Below are 14,571 nucleotides of genomic sequence, written 5' to 3' on the forward strand. Positions count from 1 at the left end.
AGCTTCGACCCCTGCCTCCCCTGCGGCGTCCACATGTACCTCGGCAACGGCAAAACCCTCACCACCACCCACACCCCCACCTACGGAACCGACCAAGGCTGAACCGCGCGCGACCCGCGAGCCGGGCCGGCGACCGGAGGAGACACCGGGGGGAGACGAGGAGCAGACCATGGGCACGATCAGAGTCGGCAGGCGGGATGTGAAGCCCGACACCCCCGGGCACGTCTCCGGACTGCACCAGGGCAACAGCGGCCCCTACGAGCGGCAGACGGGACACCACCAGGACGGCACCTCCGATGCCCGGCGGTCCACGGGCATCCACTGGAAGAAGCACGACGCGATCACGAAGGCCATGCCGAACATCTCGCCGGGATGACGGGCCGCGTCGGGATCGGGACCGGGTCAGGACGGAAGGAAGGAACGGGATGACAGCGAAACAGTTGCTGGCGGTGGAGGCCGCCCTGGTGGGCGGGCTGGTGCTCGCAGTGCTGATCAAGGAGATGCCGGGGCTCCTGCGCGAGATCAGGATCTGGCGGATGTCCGGCCGCCGCGCCGGGCACGCCCGCTGAACGCCGGAACTGCTTCTCGCCCACCTCGGCGGACACCGACAGGAGCGGCGGCCCGCAGGCCGCCGCTCCTGTCGTCGCAGGTCCGTCACCAGTAGTGACGGCGACCGGCGACCGCGTGGCCCACCGATCCGAGGACCCACAGGATCAGGCCGATCACGGCGAGGATGATGCCGATGGTCCACAGGATCGAGATGCCGGTGACGAAGCCGACGACGAGAAGAATGACGCCGAGGACGAGCATGACCGCCTCCGTAGCGAGAAGTGCTTCATTCAACCGAATACCCCGATGTGGCCGTGTATGCCCGGCCCGGGTACGGGCGCGATCCGGGCCGGACACCGGGGACGAGGGGGTGTCGCCGGTCTCCCCCGCGGGACGGCTCAGCGGGGCCAGGTGGGCAGCAGCGTCCGCCGGTGCGTGGCGTTGATCACCGCGGCCGCCGAGGCGTACCAGGCCATCAGCCCCGACGCGATGCCGAACCAGCCGCCGATCTGGGTGACGACGTGCGGCGCCGGGCCGCCCTGGAACTCGCCGATGGCCAGCAGGACGTAGGTGATGGCCAGCAGCACCAGGAACGCGAGGACCGCGAGACTGGTGCGCAGCGCGGCCACCGCCATGTACGCGGTGAAGATGCCCCAGGCGAGCAGGAACAGACCCAGGGCGTTGTGCGCGTCGCCGACGGCCGCCACCCGCGGCACCAGCCACCAGTACGTCAACCAGAACGCGCCGAGGGATCCGAACACGGTCGCGCCGAAGGTGTTGCCGCGCCGGAACTCGAAGAGCCCCGCGACGAACTGCGCCAGGCCGCCGTAGAACGCGGCGAGCCCGAGCACCGGGAAGATCGCAGCGGGTTCCTTGAGCAGGTCGGTGTTGATGATGGACAGCAGGATGATGGTCATCGCGAACCCCGCCAGGCCCAGCGGGGCCGGATCCGCGTAGGCGACCGGCCTCGAGTCGGCCGGGCGGGCCTGTTCGCGAACGGAGTCGCTGGTGTCGTCAGTCATGAGCGGAATCCCTTCGACCTGAGGTCGGCAGAACCAGCCAGAGCCCGACGAGCGCAGGCACAGGACGTCCACGGGGCCGAACCCGCGGGCAGCGCCGGCGCTGCCCGAGTCTTCAGCTGTATCTGTTCACCACACGCGTACCCCCTTGTCCCAGGACCAGTCGTCGGGCACCAGCTGCCGGGGCGCCCGCGCTCCTGGCCGAATTCCGGAAACCCGCACGACGAGGACGGGCGTCGCGTGGGCGGCAGCGCGGCCAGGACTCCGACGTCGCCACCCCACGCCGGTTTGTCTGCCCGCTTTTGCCGCGCCGGGACCAGGGGCGCGACCTTCTGCCCCGCCTGCGGACACCGCCTCGCCCGGACGGACAGCTGCTCCTCCTGCCGCCAGGAGCTGCCTGACAGCCTGCCACCAGGAGCTGCCGGACGGCGCGGCCTTCCGCCCGTACTGCGGCACCCGAAGGTGACCACCGGACCGGGGGCCCGGGGCTGAGCGCACACGATGGCCGCGTACCGCACACACGACGTGCGGTACGCGGTCCGCGAACGTGTCGCGATCCACGGTGCCGCGGAAGTCCGTGTTGGAGGATGATCATCACTCGACAAGCCCGTCCTTCCAGCCCGGTCGGCCGGGACTGCCACCGCATGTGAAGGAGCAAGGGCAGCAGATGCCGGAGCAGCACGATCAGAACGCCGACATCGCCTCACGGTCCTTGCGCGGAGAACTGGCACGCCGCTGCCGGACCGTCACCGAGGCCCGCTGGTTCGCCCTCGGCGTCTTCGCGATGATCCTCCTCAACGCCGCGCTGCTGGGCGTGGAGACGTACTCCGGTCCGGCGGCGCAGTGGCACCACTGGTTACGGCAGGCGGAACACGTCTGCCTGGCCGCCTTCACGGTGGAGATCCTCGTCCGGCTGATGGCCTGCGCCGACCGCCCCAGGGAGTTCTGGAAGGACCCGTGGAACTCCTTCGACCTGGTCGTCGTCCTGTGCGCCTTCGTACCCGTCGTACGGGAGAACGCCACGGTGCTGCGGCTGCTGCGGCTGGCGCGCGTGCTGCGCACCGCCCGCTTCCTGCCGCAGGTGCGCATCGTGCTGGTCGCGGTGGGCCGAAGTCTGCCAGGCACCCTGAGCTTCCTCCTGGTCGGTGCCCTGCTGCTGTACGTGTACGCCATGGTCGGCTGGGTCTTCTTCGGCAGCCACGACCCCGAGCACTACGGCTCCATCGGCCGCGCCGTCCTGACCCTCTTCCTGCTGATGACCCTGGACGGCATCGGCGACGCGGTCCACAGCGGCCTGGAGGTCTCGCGCTGGAGCCTGATCTACTACGCCTCCTACGTCCTGCTGGCCTCCTTCGTCCTGGTCAACGTCCTCATCGGCGTGGTCATCACGTCCCTGGAGGAGGCCCGGGAGATGGAGAGGGACGAGCCTGCCGAAGCGGGGGACGCCGCCTGCTCCCCGGACGTCCAGCAGCACCTCGCCGCCCGGATCGAGGCGGCCCGCAGGGCCCTCGACGAACTCGAGCGCGACCTCGGGCAGACTGCGCCACCACGGGCAAGGCGGGCGGCACTCGTGGTCCCGACGGTCGTGGCGCGCCCGGCGTCCGGTCCTGCCCGAGCCGGGCAGAGGTCGTCCCGGCGGCGCCGGTGAGACGGCTGCGCCGCTTTCGGTGATCGACGGGTGACGTGACGGGGGTGGGGTGACGGGGTGGGTTTTCTCACAATTCAGGCCAAAACGGGTTCGCAGTGACGGCGGCCACTTCGCCTGGCGCGCATTTTGTCTACCTTCGCCAAGCAGTTTCCCCCGTTTGCCGACCCATTGCGGAGGCCTGCCCGACCATGTCCCATCCGCGTTCGATGCCGCATTCGAAGACCTCGGCCAGGCGCCGGGGCAGCCGTGCCGGCGCCTGCGCCGGTGCCCTCCTGGCCTCGGTGACGACCCTCTTCTCCCTCGGCGCGCTGCACGCGGCCCCCGCGGTCGCCGCGCCTGCGGAGCAGGCCCCCCACGCCGCGGCGGTCGCCCCGGCGGCGCCGCAGCCGCACAGCAAGGCACGGGTGACGGCGGCGGTGCTCAGCCTCGACGGCGCGAGCCGGAAGCCGCTGCTGTACGGCGAGGACGCCCCGTACGACACCGCCAGCATCGTCAAGGTCGACATTCTCGCGGCGCTGCTGCTCCGGGCACAGGACGAGGGCCGGCATCTCACCGCCCAGGAACGCGCCCTGGCCGAGCCGATGATCCGCAACAGCGACAACGCGGCGGCGAACGCCCTGTGGCGCAAGATCGGCCTGGCGCCGGGTCTGGACGCGGCCAACAAGCGCCTGGGGCTGACCTCGACCAAGGGCGGTCCCGGCGGCAAGTGGGGGCTGACGCGGACGACGGCCAGTGACCAGCTCCGCCTTCTGCTGTCGGTGTCCGACAGTGCCGGGGCGTCGAAGACCGGCTCCCCGCTGAACAAGGAGTCCCGGACCTACATCCGGACGCTGATGAGCCGGGTCTCCAGCGAGCAGGCGTGGGGTGTCTCGGCGGCCTCCGGTGCCCGGTACGCGTTGAAGAACGGCTGGCTCCAGCGCACCACCTCCGGGCTCTGGGACGTCAACAGCGTCGGCGGGATCACGGTGGACGGACACCGCTACCTCGTCGCCGTGCTGTCCGACGGCAGCGCGTCGATGAGCGACGGCGTCTCCCTGGTGGAGCGGGCGGCCCGGCAGGCCGTGGCCGCGGCCGCCGGGACCTGACGGGCGCCGGCGCCGGGACCCCGCGTGTCCCGGCGCCGTGCCGGCGACACCGCCCGCCGCCCCGGACCCACCCCGGCGGTGAGGTACCCGTACAACGACGTACCCGTACGACAGCGGGAGTACGGCGTCGGCGGCCGCGTACTCCCGCGGACGCACCCGGAGGGCGTGCGGGCGCGCCCCGGCGGCCGGAGACGGGGGCCGACCGGCCGCCGGGCGCCGGGGCCGCCCCCTCGTTCAGTGTTCGAGGAGCTTCCTGGCCACGCGAGCCGCCGCTTCGCTCTCGGCCGCCGACGGCGACAGCTCGCTCAGTGTGTCGAGATCGGTGTCCTCCTGGAGCTCCGTCTCCCAGGCGGCGGCGAGGCTCTCCTGTTCCTCGCGTGACAGGCCTTGGACGTGCTCGCGGTGGTGCGGGTCGAGGGCGGCCAGGAATCGCTCGACGGTATCGATGGGCATGTCGCTCTCCTTGATCAGGGGGTGCCGGCCCGGTGGGGGCGCTGTCCCCAGCGTGCGCGGCGGGCGAGCGGTGGGGTCGGCGCCGTGGCCCACGCGCACCCGAACGGAGGAGGCCCGGCCCCGTACGCCGAGGCCGGTACACCGGGTTACTCCCCACGTCGGACGCAGGCCGCGCCGCCGTCCGGCACCGTGTGGCGGGTGAGAACAAGCCGCCCCGCACGCCGTGCCTTCCTCGTGGTCCATGTGGTCGCCTCCGCCAGTTGGCTCGGCCTCGCACTCGGACTGCTCGCCCTCGGCACAGCCGCGACCACCACGCAGTCCGCGGTGACCGTGGAGACCTCGGTCCGCGCCATGAAACTCTTCGCCGACTGGCTCCTGCTCCCGGTCGCGTTCCTCACCCTGCTCAGCGGTCTGGTGCTGTCTCTGGGTACCCCGTGGGGGCTGGCGCGGCACCGGTGGGTCTACACGAAGTTCTGGCTGACCCTGGCCACGACCACCGCCACGGTCTTCGCGCTGCGCCCCGAGGTGAACTCGGCGGTCGAGGCCGTCGCCGCGGGCGAGCCGCTGTCCGGCTTTCGCGGCGTCCTGATGGGCCCGGTCGTCTCCCTGACCGCATACGTCTTCATGACGGTGATCTCCGTGCTCAAACCCTGGGGCCTGACCCGCCGCGGGCGACGGCACCGCGCCTCCCAGCGGGCGACCCAGGCCGCCCGCCGCCTGAGCGAACCGGTCTGAGCCGGTTGCGGATCGGGCTCGGCGAGGTCATGTCCGCGCGCCTGCCGCATCGGGTCGTTGACCGCCACGCCGGTGCCCGCCACGATGCCTGCCATGACCCGCATACCGACCCCCGTCAGGACCGTCCGCGTCATGCTCCTCCTCGTGGTCCCGATCAGCGGCACCGTGGCCCTGCGTTTCGCGGTGGCCGGTGCCACGGTCGAGAGCGGTGCCTTCGGCGAGCCGGCCATGGGTCTTCTGTTCCTCGCGGCTCTGCCTCTCGCCGTGCTGGCCGTGATGTCGCTGGTGGTCGCGCTGAAGATCGCGAACGGCGGCAACGGCGTCCGCGCCGGCGCGATCGTCATCGGCTGGCTGGTGATCACCGCCGGGGTCGTCGGCGCCCTGGCGCACCACAGGGCGTGGAGCGCCGGGGCCGTGCTGGGCGCCGTCATGCTGTTCCTGGCCACAGGACCCGACACGAGGGACTGGTTCGACACCCCGCGCCTGTGACATGGCGCGCGGGCCCGTCGGCCTGCCGGGACCGCACCCGCGGGAGCGTGCGGCGGGCGCCCGGCCGGGGCTCGCCGCACGCCCGCCGGCCGGGACTCAGCCCCGTCCGTGCTGCTTGCCCAGGACTTCCAGCACCGCGCGGGCCATGGCCTCCTCACCCTTGGCGTTGGGGTGGGCCGGGGCCGCGGGCGAGGCCGGCTGCAGCGGTTCGATCCAGCGGTCCGCCGGAGCCTTGCACATGTCGTGGCCGACCGTGGGCCGGTAGGTGTCGACGTACTCCGCGCGGTTCCACGCGGCCACCAGGCGGAGCATCGTGTTCAGCCTTTTCTCGGTGTCCCGCAGATAGGGGAAGTCCTGCGAGGCGAACGGCACCGAGGGGAAGCAGCCGCTGCCGTCGTCGGGCAGCAGGTCCGGGTAGCCGACGACGAGCACCCGGGCATGCGGTGCCCTGGCGTGCACGGCCCGCAGCACGCGGTCCACCTTCGGTGCCGTCCGCGCGATGTCGAGCGTCAGCCGGTCGACGCCGGACACGGCGTAGTGGCGCCGGCAGGGGTCTCCGTCCGGCTGCTGGGAGCCGAGTTGGGCGCAGGCGGCGATGATGGAACCGAACCCGATGTCGTTGCCGCCGATCTGGACCGTCACCAGGTCGGTGTCCTTGCGCAGCGCGTTGAGCTGGGCGTCGTTGGTGCCCTGCGGCTTCCACATCTCCTCGGTCGTCGCCCCGCCGCAGCTCGCGTCCTTGAACGAGGCGACGTTCCGCTCGGCCGCGACGATCGACGGGTAATTGCGGTCCGAGCGCCCGCAGTTGGCATCGACCTGCCGCGGGATTCCGGGACCGGAGGTGTAGGAGTCCCCGAGCGACACGTAGTGCACGGCACGGCCGGGCCCCGCGCCGGGCCCCGCGCCGGGCCCCGCGCCGGGCCCCGCGCCGTGCGCCGAGGCGGGCGCCGTGGAAGCGGCGACGAGGGCGCATCCGCCGAGCGCCGCCCCCACCGCGGCCGGCCACCGCCGCCCTCTGACCACGGCATCCGAACGTTCCTGATGAGCCATCAGTTCCTCCCCCTGGGCCGGGACATCGCACGCGGCCGGCACCGGGGCGCCGCCGTCGCACGTTCGACTGGGCTTGTATACCGTTCGGTAAGTCCCCGGGGCCAGAGGTGTGAAGCGGCGACGGCGTTCTCGGCGGCGGCCGGGACGACGGCTGGTGCCGCGCGCGGCGGACGACGTCACGCCGGGATGGACAGGGGCAGTTCGGCGGTGATCGTGGCGCCCTCGGGCGTGGTGCGGAGCGTCAGGGTGCCGCCGATCTGTTCGACGCGCTCGTGCATGGACTGGATGCCGACGCCGGGCGTCCACGGCTCGGTGCAGCAGCCGGAGTCCGCGACGGTCAACCGCAGATGGGTGCTGTCGCGCAGTTCCAGGGTGAGCGTGGCGGCGGTGACGGCGGCGTGCCGGGCGATGTTGGTGACGGCCTCCACCGCCACCCGGTAGGCGGCGACCTCGACGGCCGCGGGCAGCTGCGGCAACTGCTCCGGGGCGTCGACCGTCACCGTGAGGGGGCGCCCGTCGGCGACCCGCAGCGGGGCGGTGCGCTGGCGGATGGCCTCGACGAGGCCGAGTTCGTCGAGGGCGCGGGGGCGCAGCCCGTAGACGATCCGCCGGATCTCGGTGATCGTGTCGCCCACGTCGGCGCGTAGCGCGCGCAGCGTCTCGACCGCGTGCCGGGGATCGGTGGCGATGAGGTTGACGGCCGCGTCCGCCGTGTAGGCGATGCCGGTCAGGGTGGGGCCCAGCCCGTCGTGCAGATCGCGGCGCATGCGCCGCCGTTCCTCCTCCAGCGCGGTCACCGTGCGGCCCCTGGACAGGCGCAGCTGCTCGCTGAGCCGGGCCGCGTGCAGGGCCTGCGCGAGCGGGGCCGCGACCAGGTCGACCACCGCGGCGGCGGCGCGGGGCAGCCGCAGATGTCCCGGCGGCAGACCGACCACGAGATCGCCCACCTTCTCACCGTCCGCGCGCAGGGCGGTGACCTGGACGTGGTCCGCGTCGACGGTCCCCGCGGTGGCGACCACGGTGTCCTCCTGACACAGCTCGATGCCGGGCACGCCGAGCGTGGTGCGCAGGGTGTGCAGCCACAGCGGAGGCGGGGCGCCGGTCGTCAGGTCCGTGCCGAGCCGGGTCAGCGTCTCCACCGGGTCGGCCGACCGGCCGAACAGCATCTCGTCCATCACCGCCTCGACATGACGCCGGACCGGCTGGTACCCGGCGGCGATCCCGGCCGCCAGCAGGGGCGGTACGCCCTTGCCCGGCCGCGTGCCCACCGCCAGTTCCCACACGGCGGCGAGGCCCTCGTACACCGCGGCACTCAACGCGAGCATGACGATCAGGACGGCGGCGCCGCGCATCACCACCCGGACGTCCACCGCGCGCGGCGCGACCAGCGCCACGGTGATGGCGCCCGGCAGCAGCAGGGACACCACGCCGACCGTCACCACGGTGGTCGGGAAGCCCAGCGCGAGGGAGTTGTCCACCGCGAACAGCAGCATCCCGGCCAGCGTCGTCGCGGCGGCGCCCAGCACCAGCCACAGCACACGGCGCCGGTCGTCGCCGGAGGTGAGTTCGAACAGCACCCAGGTGCCGGCGCACATCGCGGTCCCGGAGGCCACCCCGGCCGCGATCAGCGCCGGCTCGCCACCCGTCACCGACGCGGCCGCGCAGCCCGCCCCGCAGACGGCGATCGACGCCTCCATCCAGCGCAGCGTCCGCGACACCGGCCGCACCTCGACGACACGGAGGGCCGCCAGCGGCACGGTGACCGTCGAGGCCAGCACCACCGGCACGACGGCGAGGTCCGGGACACCGGCCGCGGCCGCGAGCGGCGCGCTCAGCAGCGCCGCCGCGGACAGGGCGAGCAGCCGGGAGGCGGCCGAGGCCCCGCGCCGGGCGGTGACCAGGGCGTACGCCGCCGTCAGCCCGAGGCCGACGACGAGGGCCCACAGGACCCACCGCTCGGACGGGGACGGCGGCGCCCACCACAGGGACGCGACCGACGCACCGGCGATCGGCGCGAGGGCGGCACAGCGCAGAGCGGTCGGCAGGGGCGCGGTCATGTGGCGGGGCCGGACGCGTCGTCGCCCAGTCCCCGCTCGCGGGCGAGCAGGATCGCCTCGGTCCGGCCGCTCACCCCCAGCTTGGCGAAGATGGCGGATGGTTCGCGACGGTCTTGACGGCCAGTTCCAGCTCGGCCGCGACCCGGCCGTTGCCGTGGCCGCGTGCCACCCGGTCGAGGATCTCGCGCTCCCGGGCGGTCAGTTCGGGGAAGGCGTCGGGCGGCCGGGGCGGCGGTCCGACCTGGCCGAGCAGGCGGGCCGCCACGCCCGGCGCGATGACGAACTGGCCGGTCGCCACGGACCGGATGGTGGTCAGGATCTCCTCCTGCTGGGCCCCCTTGAGGAGATAGCCGCGGGCCCCGGCACGCAGCGCCGACAGCACCGTCTCGTCGTCCTCGTACATGGTGACGACGAGCACCGCGACGTCGGGCAGCAGCGCGGTCAGCCGCCGGGTGGCCTCCACGCCGTCCATCGCCGGCATCCGGATATCCATCACCACCACGTCGGGACGGCTCAACTGCGCCTCGCGCACCGCCTCTTCGCCCGTGGCCGCCTCGCCACCACGTCCACCCCGGCCAGCGAGGTCAGCAGCGCGCTCATCCCGCGCCGTACTACGGGATGGTCGTCGGCGATGAGCACTCGGATGGGACGGGCCGCGGAGGTCATGTCCCGATGATGGCGGAGACCGGTTCCCGGCGGGGAGGCTCTTCTCCCAGGACGTACGGGAAAACCTCCCCGCCGTCGGGGACGAACCACCGATGCGCGCCGGAACGCCGCTGTCGCATGCTCGCCGCACCGGGTCGCCGCACCGGCGCCCCGACTCCCGGACACAGGAGCCCAGATGAGCCGGACCAGCCGCACGGAAACCGTCCCCGCCCTCACCCGCAAGAACAAGGTGGGCCTCGTTCTCGCGGGCCTCCTGGGCCTGCTCGACATGAGCAACTTCTTCATGCTCCCGGAGCCCGACTCGGACACCCAGGGGCCGCCGACGGCCGTCGCCATCGCCGACGGCGTGCTCGGCGTGATCACGGTGCTGGCGGTCCTCTACACCTGGCGCACGCTGAACCGGACCGGTTCCCGCGTCGTGGCGGGCTCCCGGATCCTGTCGGTGGTCTCGGCGCTACCGGCGTTCTTCGTCAGCGGCGTCCCCGCCGCGGTGGTCGCCCTGGTCGCCGTGTTCACGATCCTCAGCGTCGTCGTCATCGCGCTCGTCCTGACCCGCCCGGCCCCGGAGGCCGGCACCGCCTGACCGGCTCCGGGCGCACGCCGTGCCGCTCGGGGCACCGGGGACGCATCCGCCCACCGCAGGGGAGCGGCGGATGCGTCCCCGTGCGTCGTCCCGGCCGGGCCCGCCGTCGTCACGGACGCCGGAAACGCCGTACGCGCCCGACGCCGGGGGAGCGTCGGGCGCGTACGGACGGAAAGCGCGGTCAGCGCTGGGCCACGGCCCGGCCCTGGTTGAGCTGTGCGGTGAGGAGGTGCGCGTCCAGCAGCGCGACGTCGGCGGTGCGGTCCGCCCGCGCGTAGCCGGCGAGCATGCGCTTGGTGAGGGTGAGGGCTTCCGGCACGCGCCGGACGAGGGGCCTGATCCAGGCGTCGACGGCCGCGTCCAGCTCCTCCACGGGCGCGACCTTGTGCAGGAGACCGAGCCGGTGGGCGGTGGCCGCGTCGAACGGCTCGCAGGTGAGCATGAGTTCACGGATCCTGGCGGCCCCGCCCTCGGCGACCAGGCGGCCCATGGCGCCTCCCCAGGCGGGGGGCAGACCGAGGGCGATCTCCGGCATACGGAACCGGCAGCTGTCCGCCCCCGCGCGCAGGTCGCAGAAAGAGGCGAGCGCCAGGCCGGCACCCACGACCCTGCCATGGAGTCTGGCGATGGTCACCGCGTGCGAGTTCTCCAGGGCGTCGCACACGCGGTAGGCCTTGTCCACGATGCGGCGCATCGCACCGCCGGTCGGGTCCTCCGCCAGTGCCGCCTGGAACTCGTCGCGATCGGCGCCGAGGCAGAAGTCGTCGCCCACCGCCGACAGCAGCAGCACGCGGATGTCGGGCCGTTCATGGAGGCTGTTGAGCAGGGAGACGAGGTCGTCGAGGGCCGCGACGGTCAGCGAGCTGTCCTGCGCCGACGGGTTGAGCCGGATCCGGAGCACAGGTCCGTCCTGCTCGACGTGTATCGCCTTGTAGGGGAAGTTGTCGAAGGTATTGGTCATTTCGATCATATGAGAGCGACATCCAGGTTCAGCGGGCGCCGGAACGCCACGCGCGGCGCCCAGGTCGGACGGCGCACCAGGGTGAGCCGCGGGAAGCGTCTGACCAGGTGGTGCAGGAGGGTCTGGGCCTCCAGCCGGGCCAGGGGCGCGCCGAGGCAGTAGTGAATGCCGCCGCTGAAGGCCAGGTGGGCCGGTTTGCGGTGCAGGTTGAACAACTCGGGGTCCTCGTGCCTGGCGGGGTCGCGGTTGGCCGCCCCCACCATGAGGTGGACCATCTCGTCCTTGCGTACCTCGACACCGCCCAGCTCGGTGTCCCTGGAGGAGACGCGGCTGATCACGTGGGTGGGCGGGTCGTAGCGCAACGACTCCTCCACGGCGGCCGGCACGAGGTCGGGGTGGACGGTGAGCCGGTCCCACTGCCTGGGGTGTTCGAGGAGCAGCAGGGTCATGGTCGACAACAGGGTGGACGTCGTCTCCAGGGCCGCCAGCAGCACGAACAGCGACAGGAAGTAGACGGCCTCGTCGGCCTTGTCCCGGTCGTGCTCCATGGCGTCCCAGAGGGTGATCCAGCGCGATACGGGGTCGTCGCCCGGGTGGGCGCGTCGCTCGCGCACCAGTTCCAGGAAGTAGGCGCGAAGTTCGGCCGTGGCCGCGTCGGACAGCGCCAGTTGACTGGCCGAGGGCAGCAACTCCTGGGTGAACACCTGGTCGTGGGTCAGCTCGCGCAGCCGGGGGAAGTCGGCGCTCGGCAGGCCCAGCCAGTGCCCGATGGTGGCGACCGGCAGTTCCTCGCTGACCAGGGCGTTGAAATCGGCCTCTCCATCGCGCAGCCGGTCGGCGAGGGAGTCCATGAGCCGGCCCGTGATGCGGCCTACCGTGCCACGGATCTCCTCAAGGGAGGTGCGGTCGAACATGCCGGCCGATCGGCGCACCCAGGTGTGTTCGGGGGGATTGAGGGCGGGCAGCGTCCTGCTCATCTCACGTGAGGAGGGAGCGGTCCAACGGGTGCCGTCGCCCTGCTGTTCGCGCCAGCGGGCGTCGGGCTCCAGCCAGTCACGGTTGCGCAGGACCTGATCGCACAGATCGAAGCGCGTGACGAGATGACCTCCCCAGGGCGCTGCGATGACTCCGCCCCTTGACCGAAGCTCCGCGTAGATCGGAAAGGGGTTGGCCTGGCCCTTCGCTGTCCGTAGACGAGAGAAGAGCGAGACCGCAAAACGTCTGTCGGGGGGCGGAGTTACCGCTGTCTCCACGACGGCTCCTTTCTAGGTATCAGCCGCCATGCATACCCCAACGGTGGCTTGAACATACGAAATGACTATGCGCGTTGGGGTTGCCTTCGTCACTCCCCTCGGGTCCATGCCAGGAAGCGGCTGAACATGCCCGCCTTGGGCTTGGCCGCGGCCGCAGGCCGCGGCGCAGCGGTGGTGGCCATCGGCGCGGCGGGGGCGGCCGTCTGCGGCGCCTGCGTCTGCGCGGGCGTCGGCGCCACGACCCGGGGCGTGAACCGGACCGGGAGAGCCACCAGCGAACGGCTCCACGGGGCCGGAACCCAGCTCAAGTCCTTGAAAGGCACGCGCACTTCGACGTCTGGCAGCCGATTGAGGAGGGACTCGACGGCGGTGACGGCGATCATGAACGCGGGGTCCTTGGCCGGACAGGCGTGCGGACCCGCCCCGAAGGCCAGATGCGCCTTCGCGCTGAGCTGCTCACGGTGCTGCGCCAGCCGGGGATCGGTGTTGGCCGCCGCGAAGGAGATCAGGACCGGGTCGTTGGCCTTGAGCGTCCTGCCGCCCAACTCCACGTCGTGCGTCGGGTAGTGGGCCGCGTAGTTGGCGATCGGCGCGTAGTTCCACAGGACCTGGGTGACGGCGTCCTCGATCGGCAGGCCGGCCTGCCACTGCTCGTCGAGGATCAGCGCGCTGCTCGTGCCGATGGCCGCCGCCAGGGGAGCGGTGCCTCCGGAGAGCAGGGTCACCAGCTGGTGCAGCACCTCCTCGTCGGTCAGCCCCGCGGCGTGCTCCATCAGACGGGTGGTCAGGTCCTGTCCGGGGCGGCGCCGCTTGAGGGCGATCAGCTCCCCGAGCGCCTCACCCAGCACCTGGTCGGAGTTGGGAGTGCCGTCGAAGATGCCGCTGATGCCGACGATGACGCGGTCGCCTATGTCCGGCGGGCAGCCGAACAGGTCGCTGAAGACCAGCAGCGGCAGCGGCTGGGCGTAGTCGGCCATCAACTCGGCCTGGCCGAGCCGGTCGGTGCTGAACCGGCTGATCAGGTAGTCGGCGGACTGCTGGGTCTGCCGCACCAGGTGCAGCTCGTTGACGCTTGCCAGACTGTCCGTGACGGCCTGGCGCAGCCGGGCGTGCGCCGCGCCGTCGCTGAACAGCGCGTTGGGCCGGTACCCCATCATGGGCAGCGCCGGGCTGTCCTCGGGGACACGCCCCTGGTTCAGCGCGTTCCAGCGCCGGGAGTCCCGGACGAACGAAGCGGGGTTCTGCAGGATGTACAGAGCGGCGTCGTAGCTGGTGACCAGCTCGACCTGGACGTCCGGGGCGACGTCGACCGGCGCGCTCGGGCCGAGGGTGCGCAGGTATTCGTAGTGGCTGTCGGGATCGGAGCCGAACTGCGGGCCGTAGACCGGGACATTGGCGTGGGCGGGGCAGCCGGGGGGTGGCCCCTCTATGCCGGGACGCTGCTGCATGGGCGGGTGGCTCCTAAGAAATGAGGGACAGGAGGTGATGCACGAGGGTGATGAGGGCCTGCGCCGCCGAGTTCTGGTCCCGTACGTCACAGGCGACGACGGGGGTCTCCGCGGACAGGTTCAGCGCCTCGCGCACCTCCGTGAGCGGGTAGTTGGTGGTGCCTTCGAAGCGGTTGACGCCGATGGCGTAGGTCAGGCCGAAGCGCTCGACCAGGTCGAGGACCGGGAAGGACTCGGAGAGCCGCTCGGGGTCGACCAGCACCAGGGCGCCGAGAGCACCCCGGGACAGCTCTTCCCACATCTCTTTGAACCGTTCCTGACCGGGCGTTCCGAAGAGGTAGAGCACCACCTCGTCGCTGATGGTCAGGCGGCCGAAGTCCATGGCGACCGTCGTGGTCGTCTTGTCCGGAGTTCCCGACAGGTCGTCAAATCCCACGCTCGCCTCGGTGATCTCCTCTTCGGTCCGCAAAGGCTCGATCTCGGAGATACTTCCGATGCACGTGGTCTTCCCGACTCCGAAGTGGCCCACCACAAGGATCTTGACCGCGGTGGAGACGGCTGAATCCAGGTACACG

At 72.0% G+C, this 14,571-nt stretch carries 17 protein-coding genes; 7 read left to right on the plus strand and 10 right to left on the minus strand.

The features are described 5' to 3' along the window. Positions 1-169 precede the first annotated feature (169 nt). Both ACFY4A_RS26830 and ACFY4A_RS26835 read left to right on the plus strand, forming a co-directional pair. On the plus strand, positions 170-376 hold the full coding sequence (locus ACFY4A_RS26830) for a hypothetical protein (protein WP_390831905.1): 207 nt from the start codon (positions 170-172) through the stop codon (positions 374-376). 49 nt (positions 377-425) lie between these two features. Next, on the plus strand, positions 426-569 hold the full coding sequence (locus tag ACFY4A_RS26835) for a hypothetical protein (RefSeq protein WP_390831906.1): 144 nt from the start codon (positions 426-428) through the stop codon (positions 567-569). A gap of 85 nt (positions 570-654) precedes the next feature. On the opposite strand, the gene ACFY4A_RS26840 is transcribed toward ACFY4A_RS26835, so the two are convergent. Together ACFY4A_RS26840 and ACFY4A_RS26845 are read right to left on the minus strand one after the other, a co-directional pair. After that, complete coding sequence (locus ACFY4A_RS26840) at positions 655-810, minus strand: DUF6131 family protein (RefSeq protein WP_390831907.1); 156 nt, start codon at positions 808-810, stop codon at positions 655-657. Between the two features lie 137 nt (positions 811-947). Further along, positions 948-1,571 (minus strand): acetate uptake transporter, encoded by a 624-nt coding sequence (locus ACFY4A_RS26845; protein ID WP_390831908.1) that lies wholly within the window; start codon positions 1,569-1,571, stop codon positions 948-950. 664 nt (positions 1,572-2,235) lie between these two features. Here ACFY4A_RS26845 and ACFY4A_RS26850 point away from each other — a divergent pair. Together ACFY4A_RS26850 and ACFY4A_RS26855 are read left to right on the plus strand one after the other, a co-directional pair. Then, positions 2,236-3,216 carry an ion transporter gene (locus ACFY4A_RS26850; protein WP_390831909.1) on the plus strand — a complete coding sequence of 327 codons (981 nt, stop codon included), beginning with the start codon at positions 2,236-2,238 and terminating at the stop codon, positions 3,214-3,216. Between the two features lie 188 nt (positions 3,217-3,404). Next, positions 3,405-4,301, plus strand: a complete 897-nt coding sequence (locus ACFY4A_RS26855) for a serine hydrolase (protein WP_390831910.1) — start codon at positions 3,405-3,407, stop codon at positions 4,299-4,301. A 234-nt stretch (positions 4,302-4,535) separates the two neighbouring features. Here ACFY4A_RS26855 and ACFY4A_RS26860 read toward each other — a convergent pair whose 3' ends face one another. Then, complete coding sequence (locus ACFY4A_RS26860) at positions 4,536-4,754, minus strand: hypothetical protein (protein WP_390831911.1); 219 nt, start codon at positions 4,752-4,754, stop codon at positions 4,536-4,538. Positions 4,755-4,952: 198 nt separating this feature from the next. On the opposite strand from ACFY4A_RS26860, the gene ACFY4A_RS26865 reads away from it, so the two are divergent. Further along, complete coding sequence (locus ACFY4A_RS26865) at positions 4,953-5,489, plus strand: DUF2269 domain-containing protein (RefSeq protein WP_390831912.1); 537 nt, start codon at positions 4,953-4,955, stop codon at positions 5,487-5,489. Between the two features lie 93 nt (positions 5,490-5,582). After that, positions 5,583-5,978: a hypothetical protein gene (locus ACFY4A_RS26870; RefSeq protein WP_390831913.1), complete on the plus strand. Its 396-nt coding sequence runs from the start codon at positions 5,583-5,585 to the stop codon at positions 5,976-5,978. Positions 5,979-6,074: 96 nt separating this feature from the next. Here ACFY4A_RS26870 and ACFY4A_RS26875 read toward each other — a convergent pair whose 3' ends face one another. The 3 genes from ACFY4A_RS26875 to ACFY4A_RS26885 all read right to left on the minus strand — a co-directional run bounded on the left by ACFY4A_RS26875 (position 6,075) and on the right by ACFY4A_RS26885 (position 9,617). Beyond that, positions 6,075-7,028 carry an SGNH/GDSL hydrolase family protein gene (locus tag ACFY4A_RS26875; RefSeq protein WP_390831914.1) on the minus strand — a complete coding sequence of 318 codons (954 nt, stop codon included), beginning with the start codon at positions 7,026-7,028 and terminating at the stop codon, positions 6,075-6,077. 176 nt (positions 7,029-7,204) lie between these two features. After that, positions 7,205-9,085 carry a sensor histidine kinase gene (locus tag ACFY4A_RS26880; protein WP_390831915.1) on the minus strand — a complete coding sequence of 627 codons (1,881 nt, stop codon included), beginning with the start codon at positions 9,083-9,085 and terminating at the stop codon, positions 7,205-7,207. Between the two features lie 70 nt (positions 9,086-9,155). Continuing rightward, positions 9,156-9,617 (minus strand): response regulator, encoded by a 462-nt coding sequence (locus ACFY4A_RS26885; RefSeq protein ID WP_390831916.1) that lies wholly within the window; start codon positions 9,615-9,617, stop codon positions 9,156-9,158. Between the two features lie 309 nt (positions 9,618-9,926). Between ACFY4A_RS26885 and ACFY4A_RS26890 the strand changes: the two genes are divergently transcribed. After that, positions 9,927-10,334: a hypothetical protein gene (locus tag ACFY4A_RS26890; protein ID WP_390831917.1), complete on the plus strand. Its 408-nt coding sequence runs from the start codon at positions 9,927-9,929 to the stop codon at positions 10,332-10,334. Positions 10,335-10,515: 181 nt separating this feature from the next. Here the strand turns inward: ACFY4A_RS26890 and ACFY4A_RS26895 are convergent, their stop codons facing one another. The 4 genes from ACFY4A_RS26895 to ACFY4A_RS26910 all read right to left on the minus strand — a co-directional run bounded on the left by ACFY4A_RS26895 (position 10,516) and on the right by ACFY4A_RS26910 (position 14,570). After that, entirely contained in the window at positions 10,516-11,295 is a 780-nt protein-coding gene (locus ACFY4A_RS26895) for an enoyl-CoA hydratase/isomerase family protein (protein ID WP_390831918.1), read from the minus strand. Between the two features lie 5 nt (positions 11,296-11,300). Continuing rightward, positions 11,301-12,548, minus strand: a complete 1,248-nt coding sequence (locus tag ACFY4A_RS26900; RefSeq protein WP_390831919.1) for a cytochrome P450 — start codon at positions 12,546-12,548, stop codon at positions 11,301-11,303. Positions 12,549-12,637: 89 nt separating this feature from the next. Continuing rightward, the gene (locus ACFY4A_RS26905; RefSeq protein WP_390831920.1) at positions 12,638-13,996 is read right to left on the minus strand and encodes a cytochrome P450; all 1,359 of its coding nucleotides are present in this window, start codon (positions 13,994-13,996) and stop codon (positions 12,638-12,640) included. Positions 13,997-14,009: 13 nt separating this feature from the next. Continuing rightward, a complete protein-coding gene (locus ACFY4A_RS26910; protein ID WP_361419790.1) occupies positions 14,010-14,570 on the minus strand; it encodes an ATP/GTP-binding protein in 561 nt (186 codons plus the stop codon). Position 14,571 lies beyond the last annotated feature (1 nt).

The sequence above is a fragment of the Streptomyces sp. NPDC001292 genome, from assembly GCF_042896465.1.
Classification (GTDB): domain Bacteria; phylum Actinomycetota; class Actinomycetes; order Streptomycetales; family Streptomycetaceae; genus Streptomyces.